Source organism: Sphingomonas baiyangensis (assembly GCF_005144715.1).
Classification (GTDB): domain Bacteria; phylum Pseudomonadota; class Alphaproteobacteria; order Sphingomonadales; family Sphingomonadaceae; genus Sphingomonas; species Sphingomonas baiyangensis.
Window position 1 is genome coordinate 2,384,757 of sequence record NZ_SWKR01000002.1, and the last position, 18,309, is coordinate 2,403,065.

16 protein-coding genes are annotated in these 18,309 nt (G+C 68.6%); 8 read left to right on the forward strand and 8 right to left on the reverse strand.

Features of this window, described 5'->3' with window-relative positions; genetic code table 11:
* Nucleotides 1-102 precede the first annotated feature (102 nt).
* The 7 genes from FBR43_RS14810 to FBR43_RS14840 all read left to right on the forward strand — a co-directional run bounded on the left by FBR43_RS14810 (nucleotide 103) and on the right by FBR43_RS14840 (nucleotide 8,405).
* Nucleotides 103-1,083: a glycosyltransferase family 2 protein gene (locus FBR43_RS14810; RefSeq protein ID WP_136943806.1), complete on the forward strand. Its 981-nt coding sequence runs from the start codon at nucleotides 103-105 to the stop codon at nucleotides 1,081-1,083.
* 58 nt (nucleotides 1,084-1,141) lie between these two features.
* Nucleotides 1,142-2,368, forward strand: coding sequence for a nucleotidyltransferase family protein (locus tag FBR43_RS14815; protein ID WP_169542632.1), 1,227 nt, complete (start codon nucleotides 1,142-1,144; stop codon nucleotides 2,366-2,368).
* A 95-nt stretch (nucleotides 2,369-2,463) separates the two neighbouring features.
* Nucleotides 2,464-3,813, forward strand: a complete 1,350-nt coding sequence (locus tag FBR43_RS14820; RefSeq protein ID WP_212611939.1) for an O-antigen ligase family protein — start codon at nucleotides 2,464-2,466, stop codon at nucleotides 3,811-3,813.
* Between the two features lie 56 nt (nucleotides 3,814-3,869).
* On the forward strand, nucleotides 3,870-4,580 hold the full coding sequence (locus FBR43_RS14825) for a polysaccharide biosynthesis/export family protein (protein ID WP_136943809.1): 711 nt from the start codon (nucleotides 3,870-3,872) through the stop codon (nucleotides 4,578-4,580).
* An 11-nt stretch (nucleotides 4,581-4,591) separates the two neighbouring features.
* Entirely contained in the window at nucleotides 4,592-6,811 is a 2,220-nt protein-coding gene (locus FBR43_RS14830; RefSeq protein WP_136943810.1) for a GumC family protein, read from the forward strand.
* Nucleotides 6,811-8,061: a hypothetical protein gene (locus FBR43_RS14835; protein ID WP_136943811.1), complete on the forward strand. Its 1,251-nt coding sequence runs from the start codon at nucleotides 6,811-6,813 to the stop codon at nucleotides 8,059-8,061. The genes FBR43_RS14830 and FBR43_RS14835 overlap by 1 nt, the downstream gene beginning before the upstream one ends.
* Entirely contained in the window at nucleotides 8,058-8,405 is a 348-nt protein-coding gene (locus FBR43_RS14840; RefSeq protein ID WP_136943812.1) for a hypothetical protein, read from the forward strand. Before FBR43_RS14835 ends, FBR43_RS14840 begins: the two co-directional genes overlap by 4 nt.
* 9 nt (nucleotides 8,406-8,414) lie before the next feature.
* On the opposite strand, the gene fcl is transcribed toward FBR43_RS14840, so the two are convergent.
* From fcl to FBR43_RS14855, 3 genes are all read right to left on the reverse strand, one after another.
* Nucleotides 8,415-9,395, reverse strand: a complete 981-nt coding sequence (gene fcl, locus FBR43_RS14845) for a GDP-L-fucose synthase (RefSeq protein ID WP_136943813.1) — start codon at nucleotides 9,393-9,395, stop codon at nucleotides 8,415-8,417.
* A 1-nt stretch (nucleotide 9,396) separates the two neighbouring features.
* On the reverse strand, nucleotides 9,397-10,491 hold the full coding sequence (gene gmd, locus FBR43_RS14850) for a GDP-mannose 4,6-dehydratase (RefSeq protein WP_394344038.1): 1,095 nt from the start codon (nucleotides 10,489-10,491) through the stop codon (nucleotides 9,397-9,399).
* Between the two features lie 74 nt (nucleotides 10,492-10,565).
* A complete protein-coding gene (locus FBR43_RS14855) occupies nucleotides 10,566-12,125 on the reverse strand; it encodes a glycosyl hydrolase family 28-related protein (protein ID WP_169542633.1) in 1,560 nt (519 codons plus the stop codon).
* Between the two features lie 101 nt (nucleotides 12,126-12,226).
* Here FBR43_RS14855 and FBR43_RS14860 point away from each other — a divergent pair, with 101 nt between their 5' ends.
* Entirely contained in the window at nucleotides 12,227-13,066 is an 840-nt protein-coding gene (locus FBR43_RS14860; protein WP_136943816.1) for a glycosyltransferase family 2 protein, read from the forward strand.
* Here the strand turns inward: FBR43_RS14860 and FBR43_RS14865 are convergent.
* Genes FBR43_RS14865 through FBR43_RS14885 form a run of 5 tightly spaced genes read right to left on the reverse strand, consistent with a single transcriptional unit; the run spans nucleotide 13,063 to nucleotide 18,301 of the window.
* A complete protein-coding gene (locus FBR43_RS14865) occupies nucleotides 13,063-14,172 on the reverse strand; it encodes a glycosyltransferase (protein ID WP_169542634.1) in 1,110 nt (369 codons plus the stop codon). The two genes, FBR43_RS14860 and FBR43_RS14865, sit on opposite strands and share 4 nt — an antisense overlap.
* Complete coding sequence (locus tag FBR43_RS14870; protein ID WP_136943818.1) at nucleotides 14,165-15,310, reverse strand: glycosyltransferase family 4 protein; 1,146 nt, start codon at nucleotides 15,308-15,310, stop codon at nucleotides 14,165-14,167. Before FBR43_RS14870 ends, FBR43_RS14865 begins: the two co-directional genes overlap by 8 nt.
* Nucleotides 15,307-16,479: a glycosyltransferase gene (locus FBR43_RS14875; RefSeq protein WP_136943819.1), complete on the reverse strand. Its 1,173-nt coding sequence runs from the start codon at nucleotides 16,477-16,479 to the stop codon at nucleotides 15,307-15,309. Before FBR43_RS14875 ends, FBR43_RS14870 begins: the two co-directional genes overlap by 4 nt.
* Nucleotides 16,476-16,967 carry an acyltransferase gene (locus FBR43_RS16595; protein ID WP_136943820.1) on the reverse strand — a complete coding sequence of 164 codons (492 nt, stop codon included), beginning with the start codon at nucleotides 16,965-16,967 and terminating at the stop codon, nucleotides 16,476-16,478. Before FBR43_RS16595 ends, FBR43_RS14875 begins: the two co-directional genes overlap by 4 nt.
* Nucleotides 16,964-18,301 carry a hypothetical protein gene (locus FBR43_RS14885; RefSeq protein ID WP_136943821.1) on the reverse strand — a complete coding sequence of 446 codons (1,338 nt, stop codon included), beginning with the start codon at nucleotides 18,299-18,301 and terminating at the stop codon, nucleotides 16,964-16,966. Before FBR43_RS14885 ends, FBR43_RS16595 begins: the two co-directional genes overlap by 4 nt.
* Nucleotides 18,302-18,309: the final 8 nt, after the last annotated feature.

An 18,309-nucleotide genomic window follows, 5' to 3' on the forward strand; every position in this document is an offset into this window, starting at 1 on the left:
GCGGTGCCGCAGCCTATGGATCCGCCGACGACCATTGCGAGCGTCACCTTTGCACCCTAGTGATCCGGGCGCTGCCACGCCGCCTCGTGCGACCGCCGGCGCATGGCGGATCGGAGCGGCAATGCGATGACGGGCAAATCGGACCTGCCGCTCGTCTCGGTCATCGTCCCGTGCTTCAACCACGCCGCCAGCGTGCGCGGTGCGGTCGAATCGGCGCTGGCATCGACGCACGGCGCGATCGAAGTGATCGTGCTCGACGACGGATCCGACGATGATCCGCGCGAAGCGCTGGACGATCTGCTCACCGATGAGCGCGTGCGCCTGTTGCGGCGCCCGCACGCCGGTTCGAACATGGCGCGCCGCGAGGCGATCGCGCAATCGAGCGGTGCCTTTGTCGCCTTTCTCGATGCCGACGACCGGATGACGCCCGATCGCATCGCCGCGCAGCTCGCGCTCGCGCAGGCGCACGGGCCCCGTGTGCTGGTGTTCTGCGGATCGCGGCTGTTCCATCGTGGCCGGTCGCGCATGACGAAAGCCGTGCCGAGGGCAGCGAACGCACCCGACATGACCGATGCCTTCATACGCGGCATGTTTCGTCCCAATTCGGCGACGCTGCTCGTCGCGCGCGACCTGTACGACGAGCTCGGCGGCTTCGACCCCAGCTACCGACATCTCGAAACGCATCTCCAGCTTCGCGCGGTCGCCGCCGGCGCGCGCGTGTTCGCGCCGCCAAGCATCCAGTACGAGGTGCATCGCGACGGGCACAGCCTGTCGACGCAATCGCACGGCGAGGACATGGAGCGCTTCATCGCCGAGGTCGATCGGCTCCGCCGGTCGCCGGGCGCGTCGCCGCGCCTGCGGCGCTATTGCCGAACGCGCCAGCGGATCAACGCGCTCTACCTGCTGGGGTGCAGCCCGACCGATCGCCGCCGCGTGCTGGTCGCGCTGCGGGCGTCGGCGACAACGCCCCCGAGCCGCGCCGTGCTGGCGATACTGTCAGCGATCGAGCCGCTGCTCGGCACGCGGCGGCCGCTGGCGCTGATCGCGTGGCTGCGTCGCCTGGCGCGACTGCTGCCGCATTGACAGTGCCGCCGCACGCCGGCTGGCACTGCTCCACATGATCGCGTACCCAGCGTGCGCAATGACCGATGCCGCCGCGCCTATCGAGCAGTTGCTCATCGACCTCATGCGCGCGCCCGATTCGGTGGCGGGCGAGCGGCTGGCCGCGCTCGACGCCGCAAATCGCGACGCGCTGGTTGGGCTCGCCCGTCGCTCGCGATGCGCACCCTATCTGGCGCATGTGCTCGACACGCGCGGCGATTTCGCGCTGCCCGACGGCCTGCACGCGCTGCGCGAGCGCGGCATGTTCCGGGCGCTCGCGATCGGGCGCGAATGCGCGCACATCCATGCGATGCTCGCCGATGCAGGCATCGACCATGTGTTCCTGAAGGGCGTCGCGCTGGCATTTCGCGACTATGCGCAGCCGTGGATGCGCCCGATGCGCGACATCGACATCCTGATCGAGCCCGGTCGGCTCGACGATGCCTATTCGCTTTTGCACCGTGCGGGGGGCGGGATCGAGCGGTTCGCGCACGTACCGCCCGAGATGCAGCGCGACGGCAAGCATCTGCCCCCAGTCCACTCGCCCGGGCGCGTCGTGCCAGTCGAGTTGCATTACCGGATGCTGTCGCCCAAGCTGGCGTTGCCTGCCGCAGCGCTTGCGCACCTCGAGGCCGCCGTCTGGCAGGGGCGCGAGCGGGTGCGGATCGGCGAGGCCGACGTCCCGGTGCCGCGCGACGAGATCCTGCTCGCGCATCTGCTGATCCACGGAATGCTCGATCACGAGCTCAACAACGGTCCGTTGTTCCTCGCCGATCTCGTCGCGTTGCTTCGCGCGCGGCCTCCGCATCGCGAGCGATGGGTCGCGCTGGTCGAACGCACCGGGTTGCAGCATATGGTGGCGCTCGCCGCGTCGATGCTGCCCGGCGACGCTCGCGAGGCGCTGGCAGTCGACGCGGCGAGCGTCACCGTGGTCGACGACGCGACGGTGCGCGCACTGATGTTCCAGCCCGAGCGCTATCGCGCGCAGGTGAAGGTCATGGCGTCGCTGGCCGACGACCGGATCGGCAGTCGGGTCGCGCTCGCCGCACGCAAGCTGTTCGTCAGCCGCGCGGCGCTGACGGGCCAGTGGCGGTTCGAAGGGCACGCGCCGGGAACCGAGCCGCGGAGCATGATCGGCTTCCGGCTGTGGTACATGGCGACCAAGCTGCGACAGTTCTTCCGCCGCCGCAGCCGCAGCGAGGATGCGACATTGCAGAGCCTTCGCCGGTTTCGTGCGCAGCTATCGGCACCGCCGGGCGACGCGTGAGACAGGTGAAGCGATCGCGTCGACCGACGGCAGCGCGGATGGTTTCGCCCCGCGCGCCGATCGATTAACGCGGCGCGATGCAATCCTCCCGTTCCGTGCGCGCCGGTCGTCGGCCACTCGATATCCAGCTCATCCTCGTCGTGCTGCTGCTCGGGCTGCTCTGGGTGGCGGGCGGCGCATCGCGCGGCGACGTGATGGGGCAGCCGGTCGTGCGCGGCGGGTGCTGGGCGATCGTCGCGGCCGCGATCCTCGCCGGCCCGCGGCCCGCGCTCGACGGCGCGCGCTGGCTGCCCTGGCTCCTGGTCGCCACGATCGCGCTGCCGCTGCTCCAGCTCGTGCCGCTGCCGCCGGCATGGTGGCAGGCGCTGCCCGGGCGCGAGGTGCTGCTGGTGCCGGGCGACGCGCCGCCGTGGCGGCCGCTAACGATGACGCCGGGCGCCACGCGCAACGCGCTCGCCTCGCTCATTGTCCCCGCCACCATGCTGCTGCTGCTCGCGCAGGGCGGCGAGCGGCTGCGCGCGGCGATGCCCGGCCTGCTGCTCGCCTTCATCACGGCAGCGGTGCTGGTCGGGCTGGTGCAGTTCACCGGCGCGCGGTTCAACCACCCCTTCGTCAACGATACTGCGGGGCAGATCAGCGGCATCTTCGCCAACCGCAATCATTTCGCGCTGCTGATCGCGATGGGATGCGCGCTCGCGCCGCCATGGGCCTTCGCCGATCGCGAGGCGCTGCGCTGGCGCGGACCGCTGGCGGCGGGACTGATCGTGCTGTTCGTGCTCACTATCCTCGCCACCGGTTCGCGCGCGGGGATGCTGCTCGGCGTGGTGGGGCTTGGAGCCGGCGTCGCACTGGTCGCGCGCCGCTTGCGGCGCCGCCTGTCGCGCGCGCCGCGCTGGGTGCTTCCCGCGCTCGCGCTCGGTATCGTCGTGTTGATCGGCGGGGCGATCGCGGCGAGCGTGCTGGCCGATCGCGCCGATTCGGTGAACCGCCTGCTCACGCTCGACCGCGCCGAAGACGTGCGGACGCGCGCGCTGCCCACCGTGCTCGGCATGGTCGCGCACTATATGCCGTTCGGGTCGGGCTTTGGCGGGTTCGATCCCGTATTCCGCATCCACGAGCCGCTGGCGCTGCTCAAGCTCACCTATTTCAACCAGGCGCATAACGACTTCCTCGGCATCGCGCTCGACGGCGGGATCGCGGGCCTGATCGTGCTGGCGGCGGCGCTGGGGTGGTGGGCATCGGCGACGATCGCCGTCTGGCGCGCGCCAGCCGACGAGGCAGTGCTGCGCGCGCGGCTCGGCTCGGCGATGATCGCGCTGGTGCTGGCTGCGAGCGTTTTCGATTATCCCGCGCGCACGCCGATTGTGATGGCGCTGATCGTCGTGGCGGCATGGTGGCTGGCGCACGGCAGCGGCGGCAGACCGCGCGCTGCTTTACCCGAATGATGCTCGCACCTATAGAGCGCGCGATTGATCCCTTCATCGGCGGAATCTTCGCGTATATGCGTTTCTTCCTTCCAATACTGTGCCTTGCGGCCGCGACTGCCGGTTGCGGCTCGCCCGAGCCGATCCAGTCGAGCGGCAGTCTTACCGTCGTCGAGGGTAGCGGCGAATTGCCACCGCCCGACCGCAGCGATCTGACCGCCGCCGATCGCCCCGCGCTGATCGGGCCGCTCGACACGATCGAGGTCAGCGTGTTCGGCATTCCCGAGCTCGACCGCGAGATGCAGGTCGATGCCAGCGGTCGCATCGCCATGCCGCTTGCCGGCACCGTCGACGCGCGCGGCAAGAGCGCCGAGGAACTCGCCACCGCGATCGAGACGGCGCTCCGGGCCAATTACGTGCGCGAGCCGCAGGTCACGGTGAACATCAAGAGCTCGGTAAGCCAGGTAGTCACGATCGACGGCTCGGTGGTCGAGCCCGGCCTCTATCCCGTCACCAACCAGATGACGCTGATGCGCGTCGTCGCATCGGCCAAGGGGCTGACCGAATTCGCACGGCAGGAGCAAGTCGTGATCCTGCGCACCGTCGGCAACCAGCGTATGGCGGGGCTGTACGACATCGGCGCGATCCGGCGCGGCGCCTATGCCGATCCGCCGGTCTATGCCAACGACATGATCGTCGTCGGCGATTCGCCACAGCGCCGCCTGTTCCGCGACTTCGTGTCGCTGTCGCCGATCCTCGCGGCGCCGTTGATCGCCATCGTGCAGTAAGGCGCTCGCCCATGAACATCGCCACTTCCCCCCTCCGCCCCGGCACCGCGCCCGCGCTGCCGGCACCGCTCGCGCCCGGTGCGCCCGGCGCAACGGGCAACGAGACGCTGCCGATCCTGCGCCAGTATCTGCGCATCGCGATCCGCTGGCGCTACGTGATCCTCGGCGCTGCGGCCGCCTGCTTCCTGCTCGGCCTGATCGTCACGCTCTTGATGACGCCGCAATATACCGCGACCTCGACGATCGAGATTGCGCGCGAATCGAGCCAGGTTACCGATTTCCAGGGCGTCGAGCGCGAGACCAGCATCGCCGACCAGGAGTTCTATCAGACGCAATATGGCCTTCTGCAATCGCGCGTGCTCGCCGAGCGCGTGGCGACGCAGCTGCGGCTCATCGACGACCGGGCGTTTTTCGAACGATTCGGCGCCGATTTCGACGATCCCGCCTTCCGCGAGGCCAATGGCCGCTTCACGGCCGCCGGCCGCCCGGCGCGCCAGCGCATGGCGGGCGAGATCCTGCTCGACAATCTCGGCATCGCCCCGTCGCGCCTGTCGCGTCTGGTCGAGATCAATTTCACCAGCGCCGACGCGGCCTTTTCGGCGCGCGTCGCCAATGCCTGGGCCGAGAACTTCATCCAGACCAATCTGGAGCGCAAGGTTCAGGCGACGTCCTATGGCCGCGACCTGCTCCAGCGCGAGCTGGCACAGGCCAAGCAGCGTCTCGACGAATCGCAGCGCCAGCTCGTGAGCTATGCCGAGCAGCAGCGTATCATCAATCTGCCGAGCCAGGGCGCCGGCGAGAACGCGACCGGCGAACGCTCGATCGTCGCCGACGAGCTGGCATCGCTCAACGCCGCGCTTTCCGAAGCGACGGCCGAGCGCATCGCCGCCGAGGCGCGCTTCCGCGGCGCGGCACGCGGGGGCCGTTCGAGCGAGGCGCTGCGCAATCAGGCGATCAACTCGTTGCGCCAGCGCCGTGCCGAGCTCGCGGCCGAGTATCAGCGGCTAATGGTCCAGTTCGAGCCAAACTACCCGCCCGCGCGCGCGATCCAGTCGCAGATCGACCAGCTCGATCGTTCGATCGCGAGCGAGGAAGGCCGAGTCTCGGGGTCGGTCGAGGCCGAATACCGCCAGGCCGCCGAGCGCGAGAACGCGCTGCGCGCGCGTGTCGAGGGGCTGAAGTCGAACTATCTCGACCTGCGCCGCCGCAGCATCCAGTACAATATCTACCAGCAGGAAGTGGATACCAACCGCGCGCTGTACGACGGGCTGTTGCAGCGCTTCAAGGAGATCGGCGTCGCCGGTGGCGTCGGCGTGAACAACATCTCGGTCGTCGATCCCGCGAACGTGCCGCAGCGCCCCTCGAGCCCGCGCCTGCTCATCAATCTGGCGCTGGCGCTGCTCGTCGGCCTCGCGATCGGCGGCGGCCTCGCCTTCGCGCTCGAGCAGATGGACGAGGCGATCGCCGATCCCGCCGAGGTCGAGCGGCGGCTGGGACTGCCGCTGCTCGGCTCGGTGCCCAAGGTCGAGGGCATCGCACCGCGCGACGCGCTGCTCGATCGCAAGTCCGAACTGGTCGATGCCTATCTCGCCATCCAGACGAGCCTGGGCTTCACCACCGAGCACGGCGTGCCGCGCTCGCTTGCCGTCACCTCGACGCGACCCGCCGAGGGCAAGTCGACCACCGCGCTCTCGATCGCGACGATGCTGGCGCGCGCGCAGCGCAAGGTGATCCTCGTCGACGGCGACATGCGCTCGCCCTCGGTGCATCATCTGGGCGGCGTCGATCATGATCGCGGCCTCAGCAACTTCCTCGCCGGCCAGGACGATATCGCACCGCTGACGTTCTACATGGAAGATCTGGGCTTCACCGCAATGTCGGCCGGCCCCATCCCGCCCAACGCAGCCGAGCTGCTCACTGGGCACCGCCTTGCCCTGCTGATCGCGCGGCTGCTCGAGAGCTACGACCATGTCGTGATCGACAGCCCGCCAGTGATGGGGCTGGCCGACGCGCCGCTCATCGCCAGCCGCGTCGAAGGCGTCATCTACGCGGTCGAATCGCACGGCATCCGATCGAGCATGGTCAAGACGGCGTTGCAGCGACTTGCCGGTGCCAACGCGCACATCCTGGGCGGCGTGCTCACCAAGTTCGAGGCGCGGCGCGGCCATTCGGGCTATGGCTATGAATATGGCTATGACTATGGCCGCACGAAGGCCGACAAGGCGCGTTGATGCCGCGCCCCGCCGCTCGTAGCGTGCCGCAACGCTCGCCGCGCGCATGGGCGGGGCGCGGCGCGCTGGCGGCGCTGGCGCTCGTCTGCGGCTATGTATCGACGACGCAGAGCCTTGGCGCCGCGATCGGCAAGTCGGCGGCCGAACGCGCCCATGCGCTGGCGCCCGGCGATGGTCGCATCGCCGCCGAACTGGCCGAGCAGCTCGCCGCCGGCGATCCCGACCCGGCGAGCCGCGCGCGTGCCGATGCGCTCGCGCGATCGGCACTTGCGGCCGAGCCGCTGGCTGCCCCGGCGCTGACCGCACTGGCGCTCAATGCGCAGGTCCGCGGCGACACCGGCACGACGCGCCGGCTTTTCGCGCATTCGAACCGGCTTTCGCGGCGCGAGCTCGGCGCGCGGCTGTGGATGATCGAGGATGCCGTCGCGCGGAACGACATCCCCGGCGCGCTGCGCCACTACGACATCGCGCTGCGAACCTCGCGCGCGGCGCCCGACCTGCTGTTCCCCGTGCTGTCGGCCGCCATCGCCGATCCGACGGTCGCCGCGGCAGTGGCGGATACGCTGGCTGCCCGCCCGCCCTGGGGCGGCAACTTCATCGAATATGCCGCCGCCCTGGGAGCCGATCCTGTGGCGACCACGGCGTTTATCGACCGGCTGACGCGCCGCGATCTGCCCGTACCCGCGGCGGCGCGCGTGAGCGCGGTCAATGCGCTGGTCAACGCCGGGCGCAGCGATCTTGCATGGGCGAGCTATGCCAGGCTGCGCGGCGATGTCGCGCGCGACCGGTCGCGCGATCCGCAATTCGCCGCGCAACTCGCATCGCCGACGGTGTTCGACTGGGTCGCGATCAACAACGATGCGGGTGTCTATGCGGCGATCCAGCCGACCGAGGATGGCGGCATCGTCGATTTCGCCGTTCCGGCAACGGTGAGCGGCATCGTGCTGCAACAGGCGCAGTTGCTGCCGCCGGGCCGGTACGCGCTTGCCGGGGCGAGCGCGGGGATCGATCAGCTGTCGGATGCACGTCCCTATTGGCAGCTCGTCTGCACAGACGGGCGCGAGCTTGGCCGCGTTGAGCTACCCAATTCGAGCGCGAACGACGGGCGGTTCGCTGGCGGTTTTACCGTCGACGCCGCATGCCCGGCGCAGATGCTGCGGCTCGTCGCGCGTGCCTCCACCGCAGTGGGCGGCGTGACGGGGCAGATCACGCGCGCGGCACTGACGCCCGCCGGGCCCCGCGCCGAATGATGCCGCATCGCGCCGCCCTGGTTGCGCTGGCGCTGCTGCTCGCGCCCACCACGCTCGCCGCACAGACGCGTCCCGGCGCCGATCAGGACGCGCCTCCGCCGGTCATCGATCCGCGGCCCGTGCGCGCGCCCGAGGTAAGTGCCGGGCGCATCGGCGAACGCCAGACGCGCGCCGATGCCGCTGCCGAAAGCGGCATCCGGCCGCTCGAACGCCGCACAACGCGCATCGCCAACCGCGTCCAACTGCGGCTGCGCAACCGGATCGACCGCAACTACGATCCCACCGCCAACGCGACGTCGCCCTTCGCCATCGCCGAGGATCAGGCGCGCACCGTGCCGCGGTAAGCGCGACGATCAGGTAGCGGCGGCGTCCGACTCCAACCCGCGTACCGGCGTCGATCGATCGAGGAAGGACTGATAGGCGGCCGCGATGCCGTCGCGCAGGGCGATCCGGGGTCGCCAGCCCATTGCCGCGAGCTTTTCGCCCGACATCAGCTTGCGCGGTGTGCCGTCGGGCTTCGACAGGTCATGTTCGATCCTGCCCTCGAAGCCGACGACTTCGCATACCATCCGCGCCAGGTCGGCGATCGCTATGTCCTCGCCCGATCCCGCGTTGACGTGACCGTCTTCGGAATAGGATTGCATCAGGAACACGCATGCATCGGCCAAGTCGTCGACATGTAGGAACTCACGGCGCGGCGTGCCCGTCCCCCATATCTCGATACTGTCGGCGTTGGCGAGCTTCGCTTCGTGCGCCTTTCGGATCAGCGCGGGCAGCACATGACTTGCATTGAGGTCGTAATTGTCGCCGGGACCGTACAGGTTGGTCGGCATCACCGAAACGAAGTCGGCGCCGTGCTGCCGACGATAGGCCTGCGCCAGCTTGATGCCTGCGATCTTGGCGATCGCATACCATTCGTTGGTCGGTTCGAGCGGCCCGGTCAGCAAGGCATCCTCGACGATCGGCTGGGTAGCGAACTTCGGATAGATGCACGACGAACCCAGAAACATGAGCTTTTCGGCGCGCTGCGCGTGCGCCGCTTCGATGATGTTCGCCTCGATCATCAGATTGTCGTACAGAAAATCGGCCGGATAGCTGTCGTTGGCGAGAATGCCTCCCACCTTCGCGGCCGCCAGGAACACCGCGTCGGGGCGGTGCGCGGCAAACCACGCGCGCACCGCCGCCTGATCGGTAAGATCGAGCGTGTCGCGCGTAGCGGTCTGAATCTCGCAATCCTCCCGCGCAAGCCGCCGGACGATCGCCGATCCCACCATCCCGCGATGCCCGGCGACGTACACACGCTTGCCGGCAAGATCATAGGGCTGCCCGATCATGTTACGCGCCCTTGGCAATCGGGGCGGTACGCATCAGTTCCAGATCGGCCTCGACCATCTCGCGCGCCAGATCGCGAGGGCTTGTATCATGCGTCCAACCGAGCTTCTCGCGCGCCTTGGTCGGGTCGCCGATGAGCAGATCGACCTCGGTCGGGCGGAAATAGCGCGGATCGACCTCGACGAGGCAGCGGCCGGTGTCGCCGCAATAACCCTTCTCGCTCTCGCCTTCGCCCTCCCAGCGCAGCGTGATGCCGACATCGGCAAAGGCCCATTCGACAAAGGTGCGCACCGGTGTGGTCTCGCCCGTCGCCAGCACGTAATCGTCGGCCTGCTCCTGCTGCAGCATCAGCCACATGCCGCGCACATATTCGCGCGCATGGCCCCAGTCGCGCTTGGCATCGAGATTGCCCAGATACAACCGATCCTGCCGGCCAAGCTTGATCGCCGCCGCCGCGCGCGTGATCTTGCGCGTGACGAAGGTCTCGCCGCGCAGCGGGCTCTCGTGGTTGAACAGGATGCCATTCGAGGCGTGCATCCCATAGGCTTCGCGGTAATTTACCACGATCCAATAGGCATAGAGCTTGGCGGCGGCATAGGGGCTGCGCGGATAGAAGGGCGTAGTCTCGCGCTGCGGTACTTCCTGCACCAGCCCGTACAGCTCGGAGGTCGACGCCTGATAGAAGCGCGTGGTCTTCTCCATCCCGAGGATGCGGATCGCCTCGAGGAGGCGCAACGTGCCGATACCGTCGGCGTTGGCAGTATATTCGGGTGTCTCGAAACTCACCGCGACATGGCTCTGGGCCGCGAGATTGTAAATTTCGTCGGGCCGCGTCTGCTGGACGAGACGGATGAGGTTGGTGGAATCCGTCAGGTCGCCATAGTGAAGATGAAACCGCGCATCGGGCTCATGCGGGTCCTGATAGATGTTCTCGATCCGTCCGGTGTTGAACGACGACGACCGCCGCTTGACGCCGTGCACCGAGTATCCCTTGTCGAGCAGCAATTGCGCCAGATACGCGCCGTCCTGCCCGGTCACGCCCGTAATCAACGCCGTCTTGCCCATTGCCAACCACTCGCTTTCGTACGAAATCAACATCTTCGCGCACCCGTTGGGCGCCGGGCCGCTGCCTACCGTCTAGCGCGATCGACAACAAGCGCGCGCCGCGCAGTTCACCTGCCGAACGGCTCGAACCGCGGCGTCGAAAACGCGGCGGCCTTCTCGCGCGGTGCTGCCCGGTCGAGGATCAGGCCGCCCTGTGCGGCGCTGCGCCACACCACACGGCGTTCGCCATCGACATCGAGGATTTCGCCGGGACGCGGCGCACCTTCATCCTCACCCGCGGCGCGAAGCGTGCCTGCGGCGCCGGGCGGCACGACCCACTGGCCGCTCGCGCCATTGGCCGGATCGCTGTTCTCGACGATCATCCCGCTGCCGAACGTCTGCCGCCGCGCGGAATCGCGCGCAACGCGCACCGGCCGCCCCGCTACTTGCGGCGTTCGAAGGTCGGCCGCGTCGATGCGACTGTTGCGAACGAAGCCGAGGGCGACGATCGCCGCCTCGGGACCGAGCAGCGACAGGTCGCAGTCGAGCAGTGCAAAGGCGTACAGGTCGGCGCCGCGCACGCCCGGTGGAAAGGCGAGGCCACGCAGTGTCATCGCCTGCACGATGGGCCGGTGCGCATCGTCGCTGCGATCGAAGTCGAGAAGCGGCGTATCAGGCAGCACCACTGCATAGCCGCCAAGGATCGAAAGGTTGCGCCAGTAGCTGTCGCCGCGCGGCGCCTCGAGCCAGTGGATGCAGCTGCGCCCGGCGGTAACCTCGAAATGGCAGCCATGCCATGCGACCGGGCCGTTGAACACGTTGCCGTCGGGATCGCCGTAGACCGCGAGTTTCGCCCCGGTCGCATCGCCTGCCAGCAACGAGCAGCCGACAAAGGCCCATCCACCGCCGCCCGAAAAGCGCAGCATCCGCACCTCGTCGTAAGGCGCGTAGAAGATGCAGCCGTGCATCAGATTGTCGGTATTGGGTCCGCGCACCAGTCGCGCGTCGCGCAGTCCGGCGATGGGCGCGGGATCGATGCCGGTGATGAAACAGCAATGCCGCGCCTCGCGATGCCCGTTGCTGATGCGGCAATTGGTCCAGCGCGTCGTCTCGGCCGCGATCGATACGACGGCGGCGATGCTGTAGCTCCCCTCGATCGAGAGGTCGCTGAACATGCCGCCATTGCAATTGGGGCTCGCCGCCGTGCGGCCGAGCAGTATCGCGATCGCCGAATAGACGCGTCCGCTGTCGATCGTCAGCGCTTCGATGCGCAGGTTGTTGCAGCCTGCCGCGTCGATGAGCACCGCGCCGATCCTGGCGGGCAGCAGCACCGTGCGTCCCGCGCCCTCGCCCTTCAACACGATGCGCCGATCGAAATCGTCGCGTCCCGGCGGCCTGAGGCTGATACCGTCGATCGCGTAGCGTCCGGCGGCCAGCATGATGGTGGCGCCGCCGGGTGTTGCGCGCGCAAGGTCGATCGCGCGTTGCAGCGCCACGGTATCATTTGCGACGCCGTCGCCGACGGCACCCAGCGTTCGCACATCGATGACGGCAGCGGGAAGCGGTGCACGCGTGGCGGGCGCGGGCATCGTCGCTCCGCCCACGGTGGCCGCAGCGCCAAGCGCAGTTACGCCGCGCGCCAGTGCTGCCCGGCGCGCCGGGTCCGCCAATTGCGATGGCTCGTCCATCGCGCAGGCCATAGCGCCGGGCGGCGGACAAACCAAATCGCTCGCAACTGGCGCAGCGTCGCGCACGCGCCTAGACGGCGACCCCTGCAGGGAACACCGTCATGAAGATCAGCATCGTCACCGTCGCCTATAATGCCGCCGCCACCATCGCCGACACGCTCGCGTCGGTCGCAGCGCAGCGCGACGCCGATATCGAACATATCGTCGTCGACGGCGCATCGCGCGACGCGACGATGGCGATCGTCGAGGCGCACGCCCATCCCCGCCTGCGCGCGATCAGCGAGCCCGACCGCGGCCTGTACGAGGCGATGAACAAGGGCGCCGCGATGGCGACCGGCGATTATGTCGGCTTCCTCAATTCGGATGATTTCTTCTGCCGTACCGACGCCGCCAGCCGCATCGCCGCGCGCGCCGCGGGCGGCGCCGATGCCGTCTCGTTCGGGATAGCGATGGTCGACCAGCATGATACGCGGCGGGTGACGCGCAGCTATCGCGCGGCCGGTTTCGCACCGTGGATGCTGGCGTTCGGGCACATGCCGCCACATCCGGGCTTCTACGCCTCGCGTGCCGCCCTAGACATCGTCGGGCGGTTCGATCCCAGTCTGCGGATCGGGGCCGATTTCGACTGGATGACGCGCTTCTATCGATGCCACGGACTCATCGCGGAGCGCGACCCCGCGACGCTGGTGACGATGCGCGAGGGGGGCATCAGTACGGGCGGGTTGAAGAGCATGCGGATCATCAACCGCGAAGCCGCGACGACCGCCGCGCGACACGGCGTGCGCACGCACCCCGCGCTCATCTGGGCGAAATATCCGGCCAAGGCGCTCCAGCTCGTGCGCCGTCCGCCCGATTTTCCGCTGCCCCCCGATGTTGCGTGGCAACCCGCGCCACCGACGCTAGGCGAGGGTCGCGATCAGCTGCGCCGAAGCCGGCCCTAGGCCTGATCGTCGGTAGCGATTCGCACCAGCGCCCGCGCCACTTCGTCCCAATCGCGCGGCATCGCGGCACGCGCACGCGCCCAGTCTGGCGTCCAGCCGGCGTCGAGCCGGTCGGCCAGTGCCGTGACCGCGGCTTCCGCGCTCGCCGGATCGTGCGGGTCGAAATATAGCGCCTGGTCACCGCACAGCTCGTGCGCATAGGGCAGATCGGCGCAGACGACGGGCATTCCGAGCCAGATCGCCTCGATCAGCGGCAGCCCGTAGCTTTCGGCAAGCGAGGGGAAGAACAGCGCGTCGGCGCGCGCATAATGATCGCGCATTCCCGCCGGGCCGAGCCGGCCGACATGGCGGATCGCGCCACCGGCAGCGCCACCGCCCGGCGGATCGAGCGTCACTACGATCTCCTCGAGCGATGGCGAGCCGTGCAGCCGCGTGGCCAGCGCCTCCACCAGCGCGTGGTTTTTGTGCGGATAGGCCGCAGCCGGATAAAAAACGCGCAAGCCGCGCGTTCCCCTGGAGTGCCGCGCGGGCGGGGCATGTCGGAGCAGCCATTGCGGCGGCGGCTGGCGAACGACGCGGACGCGTCCTTCGAGCGACGGATAGGCAGCAGTCAATGCGCGGCGCATCAGGTCGGTCTGCACCACGATCCGCGCGGCATGCGACAGGTTGCGCCGGAACACCGCGCGCATCGCCAGAAACTTCAGCGCCTGCGCGGCAGGCACGCCGGGCTGGTGCGCCAGAAGATGCGTATTGTGCACGAACACCGTCTGGCGTCCGCGCGCGCGCAGCGGCACGTCTCCCAGCACCAGCAGCGCACCGCCGTCATCCTGCGCGAGCGGCCGGATGCATTCGATCAACCGCGACAGCGCGTTGGGCAGTCGCCGTCGATGGCGCTTCGCCAGCGTCGATCCGGACAGTGCGCAATATCCGGCCAGATCGCCGCGATCAGGCAGGTCGATCCGCCGGATCGCAGCATCTTGCTGGCGCTCGATCGCCGGCAGCAGCGATCCCATGAGCTGCACCGCACCTTCCCCCTGCACGTTGGTCAGGTGGACGCGGAGCGATGCGTCACGCGGTCGGCTGGCGGGCACGCGCGGTTCAGCCATGATACCAGGGCGATGCGGGCAGCGGTGCTCCCGCATCACGTGCACGAAGGCAGCGTACCGCGAAATCGGCAGCCACCACAGGCTCGACAAGGCCCGCCGCCTCGCGCGCGGCGGCGGCGGCGGCGGCAAGCGCAAGCGGGTCGTCGACCCATCGTTGCAGACAGCGCGCAAGATCGGCGGCGTCGCCGGTTTCGAAGCGCTGGCCGCATCGCTGCGCCTCGACCAGGTCGCCCACGCCGGCGGCATCGCTCGCGATCACCGGCACGCCGGCCTGGATCGCCTCATTGCCGATCACGCCCCAGCCGTCGAACCGGCTCGGCAGGATCAGCGCGTCATAGCCGCCGATCGTGGCGGCGACATCGCCGAACGGTATCGTGCCGCGATATGTAACGCCAGCGTCGCCCAGCCACGGCGCGGCATCGCCCGGGCCGTAGAGATCGAGCGTGACGTCGCTGCCCTGCGCGCGAAGGCGTCGGACCGCCGCTACCGCCGTGTCGATGCCCTTGCGCGCTATCAGGCTGCCGACGAATATCGCGCGCAGTCCGGCTTGCGGCTGGCGCAGACCGTCGGGTCGGCTTGCCCCCTGCCCCGGCCCGGGCACGAAATACCCGAACGGCGCGATGCGCCCGGCCGGAACGCCAAGCGCAGCATATTGCCGGCAGGCCAGCCGCGAGATCGCGAAGACGATGCCCAGCCGCTGCGCGATCAGCGCGCCATAGCCGCGATAGACGAGCGGACGCAGCCGCTGCCGCACCGTGTCTGCAATCGTCGCGCGCTCGGAGAAGTATCCGGCGCTGCTGGTCGAATAGGGTTCCGAGACGATCCCCACCTTGCATCCCATCGCCACTGCCAGCAGCATCACGGCCAGCTGCCGGCGGTCCTCGAACGGGCTACCGAAGAGATGCCACGCCTTTCGCTCGCGCCGCAGCAGCGCGCGCGACCAGCGCCACCAGTCCGCCCGCGGCACGGCGTGTTCCTCGCCGGCTTGCGGACTGCGCCGTTGCCACCCCTGCGCATCGCGAACCGCGTCGCTTCGGCGCCAGACATTGACGCGCAGATGATCGACCAGCGGCACTGCCGCGCCCCAGGTGTACGCCTGATGATCGGTAAGCAGCGGATGCCAGGCGACGATCCTCATGCCGCCTGGCCCCGCGTCAGGAACCGCGCGAGGAACGCCGCAGCCTCGTCCGCGCCACAACGCAGCGCGGCATTGCGCTGGCCAAGCGCTGCACGGCGCGCTGCCTCGGCGCGATCGCGCAGCGCGGTGGCGATCAGCGATGCCAGCACCGCCGGATCATTGCGGGTAAGATACAGCGCGCCATCGCCCAGCACGGCACGCACGTCGGAAATGTCGGTGGTGACGGCAAGCATTCCCTGCCCTGCGAACTCGGTGACCTTCGATGGAAAGGTCGTGTCGGCGAGGCCGCCGCCATTGGGCTTCAGCGCGAAGCCGATGCCGCAGCGTGCCAGCAGCGCCTGATACTCGCGGGCGGTCAGCCGGCCATGAACGGTCACCTGTGGGGTAGCAGGCGCCTCGCGAAACGCGTCGATCATCGCCCCCGCGCCCGTTACGTGCACATGCAGCTGCGCCGCGAGTGCGGGCTGCTCGCGGGAGAGAAGGCGCAGCGCTTCGAGCAGCAGGTCGGCGCCGGTGCTCGTGTCGACGGTGCCTCCGAGCAGCGCGTGCAATACCGGCGCGGAAAAGTCGCGTGGCTGCTCGCTGATCGCGACCACGCCATAATAGGGTGCCGCCGGGCGCAGGCGCGTAGCCGCTTCGAGCGCCGTGCAGGCGAGCAACGCACCTTCGCGGCAGAAACGATCGGTCGCCGCAACGAGAATGCGCGAACGCAGCGACAGGCGGCCGCCTTTCGGCACTTCGCCATCCTCGAGATCGAGCATGACGCGATAGCCCAGCGCCCATGCCAGCCACAATGCCGGCAGGTGGCTGAACATGCGGTTGTAGAGCAGCAGCGTCGTTGCCCGCGCCCGCCGGCGGCGCGACCAGAGAATGGGAAGCGGCGCTACCAGCGACGCGAGCTGCGAGAGCAGAGGCCGGTTCACGAAACGGCCATAGGCGACAGGGATGCCGCCGATCCTGCCGGCAAAAGCCGGGTGATCGCGGCCCGATCCATCCTGTCGCCCGCGTCCAAGGCTTAGAATGGCCGGACGCACACCGGCGCTTCGCAGCGCCTGCATCATCATCACGATCTTGCGCGTGGCAGCCGGACTGTCGGTACTGATGCCGCGGGCGATCCGCACCGTGTCGTCCAGCGCGTTGCACAGCATGTAGACACGCCCTGCCGTCACGATAGAGCCCTGATCGGGCGCGCCGGAACGCCGCCCACCATCGTGTCGGGCGGCACGTCGCGCGTTACTACCGCACCGGCGGCGACGATCGCGCCCGCTCCGACCGTCACCCCGCCCAGAATCGTCGTCGCGGCGCCGATCCAGCAGCCATCGCCGATCGATACCGCGCGCGCGGTACCGGGGCCGGCACGCCGGGCATGGTCGCCCGGCGCATGGCTGCCCGTCAGCACGCGCACGAAGGGACCGATGTCGCACCGCGCGCCGACCGTGATCGGCGCATCGCGGTGCGTATAGAAAATCGTCCCTGGGCTGACCCATGTGTCGATCCCGATCGCCAGCCTGCCAGGGCCATAGATCCAGCCGCCGCCGCACACGCAGACGCGAGCCCGTGCGTCGACGCGCATCAGCCGCAGGCAGAACCGACGCAGCGCGAACAGTCGCGTGGGCGGCAGGGCCCATAGCAGGAAGTTCAACAGATGGCGGATCATATGCGAACGGCCTCGCCGGCATCGCGCAGCGTCTTCGGCCCGAATAACCGCCACGCGATACAGGCCAATGTCGTCAGGAACAGGTTGGTGTCGGCGAACGCAGGCAACAATGGCAGATACACGGCAGCCGTCGTGAAGAGCGCGGCCAGCATGCAATCGACCAGATCGCCGCCCGTCAGCGCACGGCGCCACGCCCATGCCCCGAGATAACCCTGCACTACCAGCGCGATACCGGCCTCTGCAAAGCCGAAATCCATGATGATATGCGAAATGGCAGTGGTCCAGCCGACACCGATCACGCCCTGCGCATCGAGCGCCGCGACCTTCCACTGATACATCTGCGCGACGTCGATGCCGGTCAGCGGCTCGAGCTGGCGAAAGACGAACGGAAAGTTCATCGCGCCCGACGATATGCCCTCGAGCCCGATGTCGAGAAACCGGTCGAACAACGCGATCGGGCTGGTGAAATATACGATCGCCTCGACCATCACGTTGCGGATACCGCCCCCGAACAGCCCCAGCAAAGCCTCGAACCAGTTAGCCGTGTCGAACAGGAACAGCCGCTCGAGCACTTCGGCCTTGATGTCGGAAATCTGGTTGTCGTTCCGCGCTACCGCGATGAAGCCCATGTAAGCGATCATCAGTCCCGCGACGACGGGCAGGAGCGCACGCCCCGATCGCGCACCGGGGTTGCGAAGGCGATAGATTACCTGGCCCAATATCGTGAAGATCAGCACCTGGAACGCTGCCTGCCGCCCCGCCGACAACAGCGCGCCGAGAAGATAGGCGGCGATCGGCGCCATGAAGAAAAGCAGCGCCAGCGGACGAAGCCGGTCGCGAAAGACCAGCGCGAAGAAATAGCAGAACAGGCACGCCCAGGTCAGTACCGATCCGAGCCGCGCAAATACCGAGGCGGTTTCCCGCGTCACGAAGCTATCGCGCAATTCGGTCAGGTTGAGCAGACTGCCGCCCGAAACGACGAAATCGAGGATCACGCAAGCCCCGCCCGTCATGCCTATCAGCCACAGTCCGCGCGCCAGCGAGCGCATCGCCACGAAGTCGGCGTCGGCGCGCACGCTATCGGGCGGCGCACTACGATATCGTCCGCGAAACAGATGCTCGACGAGCGCACCGAATGCCACGCACAGGATCGACCCCGCGATCAGCGCATCGGGCAGGAGGTTCGAAGGGCTGACGAATCGATAGGATATCATGCCCACGGCCAGCGGCAGCAGGCACAGCAGCCACATCGCCGCCATCGCCCAGGTCGGCCCCTTGTTGCGGCGCGTGGCGACCAGCACGGCGGCCGCGCTCGCGGTACTCAGCATCAGCATCGGATCGA